The 13,219-nt window shown below is 39.2% G+C and carries 11 protein-coding genes and 1 tRNA gene; 2 read left to right on the top strand and 10 right to left on the bottom strand.

All coding sequences use genetic code 11. The annotated features are described in order from the left end of the window. Positions 1 to 7 precede the first annotated feature (7 nt). A complete protein-coding gene (locus tag ACZ5V8_RS02255) occupies positions 8 to 682 on the top strand; it encodes a transaldolase family protein (protein ID WP_464218175.1) in 675 nt (224 codons plus the stop codon). Here ACZ5V8_RS02255 and ACZ5V8_RS02250 read toward each other — a convergent pair. The 3 genes from ACZ5V8_RS02250 to ACZ5V8_RS02240 form a co-directional block, all read right to left on the bottom strand. After that, entirely contained in the window at positions 669 to 944 is a 276-nt protein-coding gene (locus ACZ5V8_RS02250; RefSeq protein WP_117003486.1) for a helix-turn-helix domain-containing protein, read from the bottom strand. The genes ACZ5V8_RS02255 and ACZ5V8_RS02250 overlap by 14 nt on opposite strands. Further along, the gene (locus ACZ5V8_RS02245) at positions 934 to 1,260 is read right to left on the bottom strand and encodes a type II toxin-antitoxin system RelE/ParE family toxin (protein WP_440616257.1); all 327 of its coding nucleotides are present in this window, start codon (positions 1,258 to 1,260) and stop codon (positions 934 to 936) included. The genes ACZ5V8_RS02250 and ACZ5V8_RS02245 overlap by 11 nt, the downstream gene beginning before the upstream one ends. 352 nt (positions 1,261 to 1,612) lie before the next feature. Beyond that, positions 1,613 to 1,689 (bottom strand) — tRNA-Ile (locus ACZ5V8_RS02240). A gap of 157 nt (positions 1,690 to 1,846) precedes the next feature. Here ACZ5V8_RS02240 and ACZ5V8_RS02235 point away from each other — a divergent pair. Beyond that, positions 1,847 to 3,295, top strand: a complete 1,449-nt coding sequence (locus ACZ5V8_RS02235; RefSeq protein WP_464218174.1) for a M17 family metallopeptidase — start codon at positions 1,847 to 1,849, stop codon at positions 3,293 to 3,295. Positions 3,296 to 3,419: 124 nt separating this feature from the next. On the opposite strand, the gene polA is transcribed toward ACZ5V8_RS02235, so the two are convergent. The 7 genes from polA to ACZ5V8_RS02200 all read right to left on the bottom strand — a co-directional run bounded on the left by polA (position 3,420) and on the right by ACZ5V8_RS02200 (position 13,170). After that, the gene (polA, locus tag ACZ5V8_RS02230) at positions 3,420 to 6,140 is read right to left on the bottom strand and encodes a DNA polymerase I (RefSeq protein ID WP_464218173.1); all 2,721 of its coding nucleotides are present in this window, start codon (positions 6,138 to 6,140) and stop codon (positions 3,420 to 3,422) included. A 982-nt stretch (positions 6,141 to 7,122) separates the two neighbouring features. Then, positions 7,123 to 8,313 carry a cell division protein FtsZ gene (ftsZ, locus tag ACZ5V8_RS02225; RefSeq protein WP_440616252.1) on the bottom strand — a complete coding sequence of 397 codons (1,191 nt, stop codon included), beginning with the start codon at positions 8,311 to 8,313 and terminating at the stop codon, positions 7,123 to 7,125. Positions 8,314 to 8,403: 90 nt separating this feature from the next. Beyond that, a complete protein-coding gene (ftsA, locus tag ACZ5V8_RS02220; protein ID WP_464218172.1) occupies positions 8,404 to 9,639 on the bottom strand; it encodes a cell division protein FtsA in 1,236 nt (411 codons plus the stop codon). A gap of 215 nt (positions 9,640 to 9,854) precedes the next feature. Further along, positions 9,855 to 10,574, bottom strand: coding sequence for a cell division protein FtsQ/DivIB (locus tag ACZ5V8_RS02215; RefSeq protein ID WP_464218171.1), 720 nt, complete (start codon positions 10,572 to 10,574; stop codon positions 9,855 to 9,857). Beyond that, positions 10,571 to 11,479: a D-alanine--D-alanine ligase gene (locus ACZ5V8_RS02210; protein WP_464218170.1), complete on the bottom strand. Its 909-nt coding sequence runs from the start codon at positions 11,477 to 11,479 to the stop codon at positions 10,571 to 10,573. Before ACZ5V8_RS02210 ends, ACZ5V8_RS02215 begins: the two co-directional genes overlap by 4 nt. A gap of 315 nt (positions 11,480 to 11,794) precedes the next feature. Continuing rightward, on the bottom strand, positions 11,795 to 12,508 hold the full coding sequence (locus tag ACZ5V8_RS02205) for a tetratricopeptide repeat protein (RefSeq protein ID WP_464218169.1): 714 nt from the start codon (positions 12,506 to 12,508) through the stop codon (positions 11,795 to 11,797). 5 nt (positions 12,509 to 12,513) lie between these two features. Further along, the gene (locus ACZ5V8_RS02200; RefSeq protein WP_464218168.1) at positions 12,514 to 13,170 is read right to left on the bottom strand and encodes an OmpA family protein; all 657 of its coding nucleotides are present in this window, start codon (positions 13,168 to 13,170) and stop codon (positions 12,514 to 12,516) included. Between the last annotated feature and the right edge of the window lie 49 nt (positions 13,171 to 13,219).

Below are 13,219 nucleotides of genomic sequence, written 5' to 3'. Positions count from 1 at the left end.
AAACACTATGGAAATCTGGCTAGACAGTTCAAACTTAACAGACGCTACATATTTTGATGCCATAGGGTTAATAAATGGCATCACAACTAATCCTAAGATATTAGCAAACAGTCAAGACAGTCCCTTGACTACGCTGCAAAATCTGCTTGCCGTAAATAAGCACCCCGTATGCGTTCAGGTTACCGCAACTGATGCAAATGCGATTATTGCTCAAGCTCAGCATCTAAGGACTATATCTAATCGTTTTATAATAAAAATCCAAGCCAATGAGCAAGGCTTTAAGGCTATGAAAGAGCTTGAAAACATTCCCGTATTATCAACAGCTGTTTTTACTGCCGCGCAGGTGCTTACATCTTGCAAACTCAACGTTGACTACATTGCGCCATATTTAAATCATATTAAACAATCAAATCAAGACTGGCAAAAAGAAATTCAACGCATGTCTGATATTGTCAAAAGCTTTAACTGCAAAAGTAAACTGATGATGGCAAGCATAAAAAAAAGCATTGATGACATTTACTACAGCATGGACATTGGTGCGCAAGCGGTGACTGCACCAAGTGATGTTTTACGACAATCAACCGCAGAACCGATGCAAACATCTGACGCGTTAAAGATGTTCAGCGACAGCTGGGCGACTGTCGAGGATGATTTGTTTGGTCACCAAATTATAAGTGGCTAAACTTGAATCCAAGCTTAAATCCACAAGCTCTGGCATAATTTTCTAAAGTGCTGACTTTTGGGTGAGTTCCAAGCTTCTCTAGCCGACACACATTACTTCTTGTGGTGCCCATCTTTAAAGCTATTTGCTCTTGAGTAAGACCTGATTTTTTACGAAGATGTATTAACTCATTAATCAACTCAAACTCCGCACCAAGCTTATTGTATTCGTGCTTGACATTATCATTTTTAAAAGCTTGCTCTTTTAGCTGTTTAAGATTCACTTTTAACCTCCTTCATTCGGTTTATAGCTACCTCAAGTTCTTTCTTTGGTGTTTTCTGGGTTTTCTTTACAAAAACATGCAAAACTATTATCTTTTTACCATCAACATAACAGAATATGCTTCTAGCGATACCTTCTAACGCTTTGGCTCTCAGCTCAAACAAGCCATTGCTTAACGCCTTAGTATGAGGCTCGCCTAACTGCGCCCCATGTTCTTCCACTAAATCAAACAATCTTAACATTTTTGCTTGCAGCTTAACTGGAAGTTCTAAAACATTTCTTTCAACTCCAGAATAAAATTCTACAACCCAAGACATCACAATCATCCTCTTACAATGTTATCCCTTATGATAACATCAAAATGCAGAATATCAAGAATATTGCAGTAACGATTGGAAAACTGCCGAGGATGATTTGTTTAATAGCCCAACTACAGCAAATAACTTTGTGTAGCAAAAATTTAAAATTTACACAAACTCAACTCATACCATCAGTTATCTTAAATCAAAATTTTTATCAGTTGTGCTACCTTGCTTTGTTACCTGCAGTGGATATTTCTCAGGTAACAATATTTTTCTTGTTACCTATACGTTACCTATAGTTTAAATTTTATTTTGAAAGCTTCGCAATTAATTTCTCTAAAAAGCTTATGGGAAAAGGATTTGAAGGTGGTGGGCCCTGCAGGACTCGAACCTGCGACCAACGGATTATGAGTCCGCTGCTCTAACCAACTGAGCTAAGAGCCCTTAAACTTCCGGCTATTTTAGCCCATCATCTTAGTTTTGCAAGCATAATTCTGCTGTTTCCCACGCAGTTTTACGAAAAATAGGTAATTCTGGTTCATACTACCTAAAAGTGTGTTTATACTGTAATCTGACAAGATTTCTCAACAAGGTTAAATCAATGCATTCATTACACACATTAACATCAGCACGTTTACATTTTTCCGCTCACTTTGATGAAAACCACCATAGTGCAGATCTCATTATTGCGATTGCCGATAACGAAGTACAATGGCAAAGTTTGCCTTCAGGAGAGCTCCTTTACGCACGCAAACAATCTCAAGCGCCAAAGTCCAAAAAAGGCTATCACACACAACTACCCAATGCCAAAGGCACACACATTATCATCAAAGAAAATGTTGGCGAATGTGAGCTCTATTTATGGCTTAAAGATTTATCTGAACTACTTAAAGGTACAAATATCGCCAAGGTCAAGCATATTGTTTTCCTTGCCGAAAATGCTGTCGAATCAACAGCTGAGGCTTGCATGCGCGCACTATTGGCACATACTGAAGAGATGCCTAATTATAAACGTGAACATAAAGCACAAGAGGTTAGCATTGAGATCATTGGCGATTATAGCGAAAGTGATTTTCTCGATGTACTTGCTAAGCACAAAGGTAATGCTCTTGCTCGCCGCCTAACTATTTTCCCAACCAATTATTTAACTCCGCAGATTTATATCAACCTACTAAAAGATATCGCCAAATGCGAGAATTGGCAATACACGCTCTATGACAAAGAAACCTTAGCTAAAATGGGCGCTGGTGCCTTTAGTGCGGTAGCACGCGCCTCTGAGATTGCGGGCATTGTCAAGTTAACCTATACGCCTAAAGACTATAATAAAACAATTGCTTTGGTTGGCAAAGGAATTTGCTTTGACACCGGTGGCGTAAGCTTAAAGCAACCACAATATATGTATGGCATGAATGATGACATGATGGGCAGCGCGGTTGCTGTTGGCAGCTTGCTGTCATTAAGCCTCTTGCAAGTGCCTTATCAAGTACACTGTTATCTTGCAATCACCAACAACAACATTGGTGAGCGCGCTTTCCTACCCAATGAAGTGGTCACAGCCTTAAATGGTAAGACAATTGAAGTGGTTGATACCGATGCTGAAGGGCGCATGGCTTTATCTGATACCTTATGTTTAGCAAGCCAAGATAAACCTGAAATGATCATTGATTATGCGACACTAACAGGTGCTGCGGTGCGTGCACTCGGCACTGAATACTCCGCCATCTTTAGTAATAACTATGATTGGCAACCAAACTTAGTTAAATATGGCGCCAAATGCGCTGAAAAAGTCTGGCCTTTCCCAATGGATAAACATTATCTTAAGGCACTTGACTCGGATATTGCGGATTTAAAACAATGCTATGTTACAGGTAATGCTGATCATATTTTGGCTGCTAAATTCTTACAACAATTTGTCGGTAAAGACATTCGTTGGTTACATATGGATTTGGCTTCATGCCGCCATAAGGATGGACTAGCACCCATACCTACTGAAATCAGTGGTGTTGGGGTTTGGTATACCTGTGAGCTTGTTGAACAATTCTTAGCTTAAGATCGTTAGTAATGATGGAAGAATAAGTTGAGTTTTAATTACCCCCTCACCCGCGCAGCTTAAGCTGCACGACCTCTCCCACAAGGGCAGAGGTGCTAGCTGATGCAACTTATTTTTAATATACTTAATGCGCCTCATCCCAATTATCGCCAATGCCAACATCGACAATAAGCGGCACTTGTAATAATGCGGCTAATTCCATAAATTGTTTAATCTCTTTGCTTATTTGCTCTATTTGATCTTCTTTGACTTCAAATACTAGCTCATCATGCACTTGCATAATCATTCGCGCATCAATTTTTTCTTTGATTATCCATTCATCGATTAAAATCATCGCGCGCTTGATAATATCAGCGGCTGAACCTTGCATCGGCGCATTAATAGCAACACGTTCTGACGCGCGCCTTTTTGCCATATTACGTGAATTAATCTCAGGCAAATGCAAACGTCTACCAAAAATCGTCTCAACAAAACCATGCTGCATAGCATACGCCTTAGCATCTTCCATATAGCGCTTAACCCCAGGATAACGCGCAAAATAGATATCAATATACTCCTGTGCCTCGCCGCGTGGAATACCTAATTGCTTTGCCAAACCAAATGCGCCCATGCCATAGATTAAGCCAAAATTGACTGCCTTAGCTTGACGACGTTGCTCGGGTGTCACATCATCCGGCTTAATACCTAATGTTTCCGCTGCTGTTGCACGATGCACATCTAAACCTTGCTGAAATGCATGAAGCAAATTAGGATCTTGTGATAAATGCGCCATGATTCTAAGCTCTACTTGTGAGTAATCAGCGGCTAGTATCTTATAACCTTTCTCAGCAATAAATGCCTTTCTAATCTGGCGCCCAACACTTGAACGAATCGGGATATTTTGCAGATTAGGCTCAGTTGATGATAAACGCCCCGTACTTGTCACTGCCTGCTGATAGGAAGTATGCACTCTCGATGTTTTGCTATTGATCATCAATGGTAGTTTGTCAGTATAGGTTGTCTTTAATTTCACTAAATGGCGATGCTCGATAATAAGCTTAGGCAAGTCATATATCTCTGCCAACTCCTGAAGTGCATCTTCTGCGGTTGATGCTTGCCCTCCTTGTGTTTTTTTCAAGATTGGTAAACTCATCTTATCATAGAGAATCTCACGCAATTGTTTGGGTGATGATAGATTAAAATCTTCCCCCGCCAATTCAATACACTCTTTTTCTAACTGAGCTATTTTTGCCGTGAGTGAGGCACTTTGCGCTTTTAACAAGTCCGCATCAACTTTTACACCGATACGTTCCATGCGATCAATAACAAAGCTCACCGGTAATTCTTCTTTGATATACAACTGGCGTAAACTGTCGATATATTTTAATTCAGTCCAGATACGCTCATGCAAACGATAGGTAATATCGGCATCCTCCGCGGCATAAAATCCGGCCTTAGTAATATCGATCTGATTAAAGGTAAGTTGGTTTTTACCTTTACCTGCTAACTCTGTAAAACTGACTGTTTTAATTTGTAGATAATGATTAGCCAATGAATCCATATCATGCCTTGTTGCTGAGCTATTTAACACATATGACTCAAGCATCGTATCATATTTAACACCTTTTACATTAATGCCCACACTACTTAAAACTTTTAAATCAAACTTGGCATTTTGGGCAATTTTAGCAACCTGGTCATCTTCTAAAATCGGCTTAACTTTATTAACAACCCACTCTAGAGGTAATTGTATTGGTGCACCTTCATAATCATGTTGCAATGGAATATAGACCGCGTGATGTGGCTTTAATGCAAATGACATGCCAACAAGACGCACATTAAAGGTATCTAAAGAATCTGTTTCGGTATCAAAAGAAAAAATTTCAGCTTCTGCTAATTCAGCATAAAAGGCATTGAAATCATCTTTCGTTAAAATAACCTGATAGTTTAAGGTTGATTGAGCATCAACAGGTTCCACTGGATTGTTTGGAGCATCAGTCACAATACTTGCTTGATACTCAAGCTCACGCAACCAACCTTTAAATTCATATTGTGTAAACGCTTTCTTAAGGTAACCAACATCCGGCTTAACACAAAGCATATCTTGAACTTTATATGGTAGTTCTAGGTCGCATTTAATCGTAGCTAGCTGATAAGACAGTGGCAGAAAGCCAATACTATCCCTTAGATTCTCACCAACCTTCCCAGATATTTTATCCGCATTATCGATGACTCCTTGCAGGCTTTGATATTCTGCTAACCATTTGACTGCCGTTTTTGGTCCAACCTTTGGCACACCGGGGATATTGTCTGATGTATCTCCAACCAAGGCTAAATAGTCAATAATCTGTTCAGGGGTGACGCCAAATTTAGCAATGACTTTTTCGCGATCAGTGATTTCATTCTTCATGGTATCTATTAAGGTGATATGCGTATCAACCAATTGCGCCATATCTTTGTCACCCGTTGAAATGACTATCTCATGCCCTTGACTGGCAAAGCGTTTAGCCAATGTACCGATGACATCATCGGCTTCAACCGCATCGATGACGATCAATGGAAACCCAAGCTTTTGCACCATCTCATGTACAGGAGATATTTGAGCTCTTAATTCATCCGCCATTGCCTTACGATTGGCTTTATATTCAGGGTAAAGATCATGCCTGAAATTTTTACCCTTAGCATCAAATACGACAGCAATATGATCGGTGTTTAGCTGTTTAGGCAATTTTTTTAACATATTGATTACACCGAAGATTGCACCTGTTGGTTCACCTTGGCGATTGGTTAATTGGGGTAAGGCGTGAAACGCACGAAAAAGATAAGATGATCCATCAACAAGAACGATTTTTTGAGTGTTTGACATACAAGCAATCTGATTTATAAAAAGATAAGCTATCATACCCGATCAGGCTTTAAAGATGTAGTACTCTCAGCGGTAGTCACTGAAATAAAGATATCCTGCTTAGTAATGATCTCAAATTGCATCCGTCAGTACCTCTCCACTTGCGGGATTGCTCGTGCAGCTTAAGCTGCATGGGTGAGCGTCCCCAACTGTTTTGCGCTGATGGTACCAGAGTGAATGCGCAGAGGAGGTGTGCTTTTTGTATTTGAAAGTCACAAGTATTAGGTTCCAATGTCATTTTTGATGTGTTGGCGTTGAGACAGTCATTCCTTACTCGCTTGTTTGAAGTCATAATATTTTTTACTTACTTTCCTTTACATTATTTATCAAAAGTAGCCTTGGCGAGAATATTAATAATAAATAAACAATAAAACTTAGTAATGTATACAAATTCATACTTGACCATTCATTTTCTTTTAAAAATATATTAATTAAACTTAAAGGTAATGACAAAATTGTTAATACTCCTTCGTATATAGATATATAAAATAGAGACATAACAAAAAAAGAAAATGCACTTAGTTCATGAATACTTTTAATCCTTATATTTAATGGTACTAATAAATCAGTCAATGGCTTTCTATAAAAATAAAAAATAAAGGAAATTAAAAAAAGCAATAATGGTGAAAATATCAATGCGTAGTATTTCAATATAAAACTAGAATTATAATCTACCTTAAAAGATAGGCTTTGTATATTTAACAAAACAGTCATAACTGCTCTTGTAAAAACAAATGCTGAAAAAAGTATAAATAATTTACGTGAAATCGATTCAATCATAAAAAATTTCATTCTTGACCTCATCATCTATAAACAAAACCTCACCCAATTCAAACCGATCTCCCCGTCAATGTGGGACACTTTTGATTTTCGGATTTCATAATATCTTCAAACTGTTTTGGTTTCATATAATTTATCGTTGTGCATAACTTGCCAAACTCTATTAATCCGCCTTACGACGTAGGAAAGTAGGAATATCTAAATATTCATTATCACCTTCAGCTGCCACTTTCTGTTCTTTTTCAACTTCTTGCGCTTCAACTGATGGTGCTTGACGTCTTAACGTATTATTTGTATTTGCACCATTTTCTGATGATTTAAATGATACATTTTGTCGACCATAAGGACTTGCTGATTTTTGACCTGTCGCACCACTGACAAATTTCGCATGCTCATCAGCTGTATCAAGACCAGTCACCACAATAGTAACACGCAACTCATCCGACATATCTGGATCAATCACCGTACCGACAACAACAGTTGCTTGATCTGAAGTAAACGCTTTAATCACATCGCCCACTTCTTCAAACTCACCGATAGACATATCCATACCTGCCGTGATGTTAACAAGCACACCTTTAGCGCCCGCTAAGTTGACATCTTCTAATAATGGACTTGCCACAGCGGCTTCTGCTGCTTCACGTGCACGATTTTCACCGGCTGCCGTTGCCGTCCCCATCATTGCCACACCCATTGCGGACATCACCGTTCTCACATCCGCAAAGTCGACGTTGATTAAGCCAGGACGTGTGATCAATTCAGCAATACCTTGTACCGCACCTTGCAATACACCATTAGCTGCTTTAAATGCATCTAATAAACTAATATTTTTGCCCAACACACTCAGTAATTTCGCATTAGGAATGGTAATCAATGAATCAACACTTTGTGATAATTCGCTAATACCATACTCAGCCAACTGCATTCTGCGACGCCCTTCAAATGGGAATGGCTTAGTGACCACAGCCACGGTTAAAATACCCATTTCTTTAGCAACTTCAGCAATAACAGGAGCAGCACCCGTACCCGTGCCACCGCCCATACCTGCGGTAATGAACACCATATCAGCACCTTCTAGTGCTTGCTGAATACGTGCACGATCTTCTTGTGCCGCGCGCTTCCCCACTTCAGGATTAGCACCAGCGCCTAGACCTTTCGTCAACTCATTACCGATTTGAATCGCATGACGCGCACTTGAATTTTTAAGCGCTTGCGAGTCAGTATTGGCACAAATAAATTCAACGCCTTCGATATTTTGTGTCAACATATGCTCAACAGCATTGCCGCCGCCACCTCCAACACCAATGACTTTAATAACGGCATTGTCTGTCAACGATTCTGAAATTTCAAACATGTAATGGACTCCTTTTGTAACACTGTATTTTAATTCTTAATTCTTAATTCTTATTAGGCTTACTACATTTATTTAAATGCTTTTTAAATATTAAAAATGCTTACCAAACCAACCTTTCATTTTACCCCACATACCAGAGCTTTCAGCATCTTCTTCATACATCAGCTGCCCTTCTTCAATCTGCATATGACTATATTTAATTAAACCAACACCTGTCGAGTGCACAGGATTATGTAGTACATCTTGAACACCCGTTATATTAGTAGGACCTCCAATACGCACAGGCACTTTAAAGATTTCCTCTGCTAATGGCGCAATACCTCTCATCTTAGCAGCACCACCGGTTAAAACGATACCGGCTGAAATTGCTTCTAATAAGTTATTCTTATCTAGCGCCTCATATACGATACCAAACAATTCTTCCGTTCTTGCTTCAATAACACCGGCTAGTGTTTGCAACGGCACGCGTCGCGCTAAACGATCCGCAAGTCCTGGAATCTCAATCGCATCATCCGATTTAACCAAATTACTCATTGAGCAACCATATTGAATCTTGATCCGCTCAGCAGTATCTGTCGCGACACGCAAAGCATGCGCTATATCACTAGTGATCTGGCTTCCTGCAATTGGAATAACTGAAGTGTATTTAATCGCTCCTTCGACAAATACAGCCACGTCAGTCGTTCCAGCTCCGATATCAATCAAGCAAACACCCAACTCTTTTTCATCATCGGTTAAAACGGCATAGCTTGAGGCAAGCTGTTCAAGTACAATATCTTGAACTTTAATACCGCAACGATTCACACATTTTTTGATATTCTGCACAGCACTTGAAGAAGCCGTCACCATATGAACTTTGGCTTCTAAACGAACACCAGACATACCTAATGGTTCTTTGATTCCATTGTGATTATCAATCATAAAATCTTGATACAAAATATGCAAAATCTCTTGATCTGCGGGCATTGGCACGGCTTTTGCTGATTCGATAACACGATCTAGATCACGTTGTGATACCTCTGCACTCTCAATAGCAACAACACCATGTGAGTCAAAGCTACGAATATGACTTCCAGCAATACCAATATAAGCTTCTTTGATGCTAAAGCCGCACACATCTTCCGCTTCTTGCACAGCTTTCTGAATGGCTTTAACCGTTGCATCAATATTGACGATCACACCCTTTTTAAGGCCTTTTGAAGGCTGTGTACCAATGCCAATAATATTGATCTGCTCATCTTCATTTAACTCTGCCACCAAAGCCACAACTTTTGACGTTCCGATATCAATGGCACATAATATCTTCTTTTCCACGATTTCAGACATATTCTAGATACTCATTCCAGTTTTAGTGTTTTAACTTACGTCGCATTCTTTTGTTACTTACCCTGAGCCTCAATGATATCATGTATCATTTTCAACCAAAAACAAGGGCAAACCAACCTAAGCTAAGGGTTTCAACCAAATTGCTGTATACTCTAACATAAATTCGGCAAAACTGAATCTTGCTTATACGGTAAACTTACGATTTTTTGTTAATTTTAAGCCTTTTGAGCATCATTATCCGTCGCTTTGAAGCCAACAGCAAAACCACTATGATAACGCATATCAACCGTCGCTAATTTCTTACCCTTAGGAATTTCAATACTTTTATAGTTCTGTAATAACTGTAACAGCTTTTGCTCGATCTGACTCGAGCCAAGCCATACTCTAACATCCGTATTTAATGTCACTTGCCATTGATTACCTTGGAAACTAATATCACGAATGCTAAAGCTATTATCTAGCGCTATATTTTGCAAATGCTCATAAGTCTTTTCTATTGTGTCAATATCATCTTTCTGCCCATAGAAAACAGGTAAATTTCCTATGCCTGAGAAATATTTTGGTGCAATAACCTCTTTATCTTCAAGTAGTATTTCATTGCGCGAATTCCAATAGGCTTTTGGTTGATACTCTGTTAATTCAACAACTAGTTGGTCAGGCCACTGTTTTTGCACTTTGATTTCTTTGATGCCTGGGTATGCTTGAATGGCTTGTGTCACATTCTCAACATCAAGTTCCCACCACGTGTCTTGTTGAAAGGGTTTAATCAAATCAATAATCTGTGGCTTTGAGATATAATCAAGCTCGCCTTTTGTGACAATCGCAACTTTCTGTAAATGCGCACTACTTTCCTTAAACACATAGCGCACACCCAACAAAAGTCCGACAAAAATTAAGACGAAACAGGCTGACTTGATATATAGCTTTAGTTTCATAATGAGCTTTCTAGTATTTTAAGTACAAGGGTTTCAAAATCCCAACCATGTGCCTTAGCTGCTTGCGGCACTAAACTTAGGTTGGTCATTCCTGGCACTGTATTGACTTCTATCAGGTATAATTCATTATCTGTAGATAGCATAAAATCAACACGCCCCCAACCACTGCATCCTACCGCTGCAAATGCTTTCAGTGCAATACTTTTAAGATTTTGCTCCATGTCTGCTGTTACTCCACTTGGACAATGATAGCAAGTCGCAGCTTCCTTAGTATACTTAGCTTCATAGGTATAAAACTCAAGCTTTGGTTCAATCCAAATAGATGGCAACGCGACCTGATCAACGATCGAAACAGTAAGCTCTTTGCCTTCGATCCATTCTTCTGCCATCACCTCACCATATTGCGCGGCATCTTCATATGCTTCAACTAAGGTTTCTATTGATAATGCCTTATGAATACCGACACTTGAACCTTGGGTTGTCGGTTTTATTGCCAATGGAAACTTAAGACCCGATACATCAAGCCGCTCATCAATTATTTTTGACTTAGGTGTTAACAAACCTTCGGCTTGCCATAGTTTTTTGGTACGCATTTTATCCATTGCTAAAGCGCATCCCAGTGTATTAGAACCGGTATATGGAATACCAAGTTGATGCAATAAGGCTTGCACATGTCCATCCTCACCATCACCGCCATGTAGCATTATTAAACAGCGATCAAGACTAGCATTGGCAATCTGATTAACTAACTCTTTACCTGAAGCATCAATGGCAACCACATCAATACCAAGCTTCTCTAATGCGTCAATGACTGCAGCTCCTGAACGTAATGACACCTCACGTTCAGCAGAGCATCCGCCATACAATACTCCAACCTTGCCAAATGCACGCTCTATGTGTGACAAGTAAAACTCCTAAAACAGCAACTCATTCAAATGACAAATATGTTAGTCAGATTCTCTTGTTTTATCTAGCGCAATCTGGCAGCAAATATACAGATGAATTGAATCAAATTAAAAATTACGAAAACAACAGTTAATTACGTGTAATTAATAGATGCATTACATGCTTGCTTGACTACCTTGCGCAACGGGCTCAAAACTTTAATGGACATTAAGTCATACAATGAATCAAGAATAAGTTGAACTTAATCACCCCTCAGCCGCGCAGCATAAGCTGCACAACCTCTCCCGCAAGGGGAGGTGAAAATGGGTATATACTTACTTTAATTTAGCAAGTTGTGTTTTTGCTTTGTCAGCCACATATGGATATTTGTCGACAACACGTTTTAAGTAGGTGCTTGCTGTTTTGGTATTACCTTTGCTTAACTCCAATAATGCCAAAGCATAAGTGGCATCCGCAATTTTAATGCTTTTTGGATAACGAGTGACAATCGTTTTGAATTGTGCATAAGCGTCATCTATATTGCCATCAATAAGATATATTTGCCCTAATAGATATAATGATTCGGAGTAATGCTCACCATTGTAATAGGCTTTGAGATACTGTTTAAATAATTGCTCAGCCTCTTTATAATTCTTGGCTAATAATGCCTTATTGGCTTTATCAAAGGCTGCATTATCTTGTTGTAACTTAAGCTCTTTAGGTGATGGCTTATTTACTTCAGCTTTAAGGCTTTCAAGTTCTTTTTCAAAAGCGGCTAACTTAGTCGACACCACATCATTTAGTTGACTTATTTTATAACTATTAACCTCAATCTTACCGCGCAAATCAGCTAGCGTTTGACTAAAGTCCTGATTGCTCGCATTGGCTTGTTGATTAATCAAATATTGCACTTGATTATTCAATTTAGTTGTTTGCAATTGTAGTGTTTGTATATCTGACTCAACACTTGCAAAATTGACACTAGGCAATAAAGCAATTGCCAATATGCCAATACCAATACTTTTGGTTTTGTTAAACGAAAGAAACATAAGAGTTAACCGCAAGTTTGTCCAAAGTCAAGTTCAGCACGTCGATCTAAATAATAGGCATGCTGCTGTGCTTTGGCTTTTGACATCTCACCATAAAATTGTGAAGGTGCTGCCACAGGTTGCGACTTGCCATAGCTCACCGTACATAGCTGGCTGCCACTAACGCCTTGTTGTAGTAAATATTGACGCACGCTATCAGCACGACGCTGCCCAAGATTTAAGTTATATTTCTCACTCCCGCGCGGGTCAGTATGCCCTGCCAAACGTAGTGGTTGATTATATTTCAATAAATAACTTGCTACTTGATTTAGACATGTTTTCGCATCATTGGTTAATGAAGTACTATCAAAGGCAAAGTAAACTGTCTTACATGAGCTCATACTGTTTAACGCCGCAATCATTGCTTGTTGTTGTGCTGGCGTATATTGTCCGATATTGGCAATTTGACTTTGTAAATCAGCAATACTCTGGCTATCTAAGCTGCCTGCTTGCCCTAACGCATTCGTCTCAACACCACTGCCTTGTGCTGACATGCCTGCACTTCCCTCAGGACCAATACCTTCAATCGGTGCTTGACGCTGTGAAGCACATCCTGCGATCAATAATACTGACAAAATGCCTGCTGCCGCCAGTGAAGTGGACTTTTTAATTCTTAATTTCATTGGGTTTCCTTAAGCTTCTAGTTGTTTTTTAATTTAATTATTGGAGTTA

This window comes from Cysteiniphilum sp. GTC20157 (genome assembly GCF_055396795.1).
This window is presented reverse-complemented; position numbering and strand designations above follow the sequence as displayed.

Coding starts and splice junctions, on each gene's coding strand:
- polA (WP_464218173.1), bottom strand. CDS start 6,140: ATGTCAAACACTCAAAAAATCGTTCTTGTTGATGGATCATCTTATCTT.
- ACZ5V8_RS02235 (WP_464218174.1), top strand. CDS start 1,847: ATGCATTCATTACACACATTAACATCAGCACGTTTACATTTTTCCGCT.
- ACZ5V8_RS02245 (WP_440616257.1), bottom strand. CDS start 1,260: ATGTCTTGGGTTGTAGAATTTTATTCTGGAGTTGAAAGAAATGTTTTA.
- ACZ5V8_RS02215 (WP_464218171.1), bottom strand. CDS start 10,574: ATGAAACTAAAGCTATATATCAAGTCAGCCTGTTTCGTCTTAATTTTT.
- ACZ5V8_RS02255 (WP_464218175.1), top strand. CDS start 8: ATGGAAATCTGGCTAGACAGTTCAAACTTAACAGACGCTACATATTTT.
- ACZ5V8_RS02205 (WP_464218169.1), bottom strand. CDS start 12,508: ATGTTTCTTTCGTTTAACAAAACCAAAAGTATTGGTATTGGCATATTG.
- ACZ5V8_RS02200 (WP_464218168.1), bottom strand. CDS start 13,170: ATGAAATTAAGAATTAAAAAGTCCACTTCACTGGCGGCAGCAGGCATT.
- ftsZ (WP_440616252.1), bottom strand. CDS start 8,313: ATGTTTGAAATTTCAGAATCGTTGACAGACAATGCCGTTATTAAAGTC.
- ftsA (WP_464218172.1), bottom strand. CDS start 9,639: ATGTCTGAAATCGTGGAAAAGAAGATATTATGTGCCATTGATATCGGA.